Source organism: Blautia sp. DFI.3.45 (genome assembly GCF_020593505.1).
GTDB lineage: Bacteria > Bacillota > Clostridia > Lachnospirales > Lachnospiraceae > Blautia_A > Blautia_A wexlerae.
In genome coordinates this window covers 1-383 of sequence record NZ_JAJDMI010000183.1, presented here as the reverse complement: position 1 = coordinate 383, position 383 = coordinate 1, and the positions used below count along the sequence as shown (strand labels likewise).

At 42.0% G+C, this 383-nt stretch carries 1 protein-coding gene; it reads right to left on the bottom strand.

Going from position 1 to position 383, the window contains the following annotated elements; translation table 11 throughout:
• Window positions 1-84: 84 nt before the first annotated feature.
• Window positions 85-383, bottom strand: a 299-nt coding sequence (locus LJE09_RS17525) for a sensor histidine kinase (RefSeq protein WP_227311622.1), incomplete at its 5' end; no start/stop codon positions are given.

Sequence of the window (383 nt, the reverse complement as noted above, 5' to 3'; positions counted from 1 at the left end):
ACCTTGCCGCAACCTTGCATTAACCTTGCAATTTGAAATTCGGCTAAAATGACAAAGGCTCCCGCCATAAAGACGGGAACCCGCTTAACTCTCCAAAGGAAAAAGCAACATAAATTCAGTTCCTTTTCCCGGCAAACTTTCAACTGTTATACTCCCACCCATCTTTTCTACAAGCTGATGGACAATAGAAAGACCAAGACCGCTTCCTTTTTCAGACCGTCCTTTGTCACACTTATAGAGCCGTTCAAAAATGTGTTTCAAATCTTCCTTCGCAATTCCCACTCCATTATCCGCCAGCAACAGCTCCATACTGTTTTCCTTCTTCGACAGGGAAATTTTAATTTTGTCTGCATGGCTATGAGCGATTACATTTTGAATAAGGT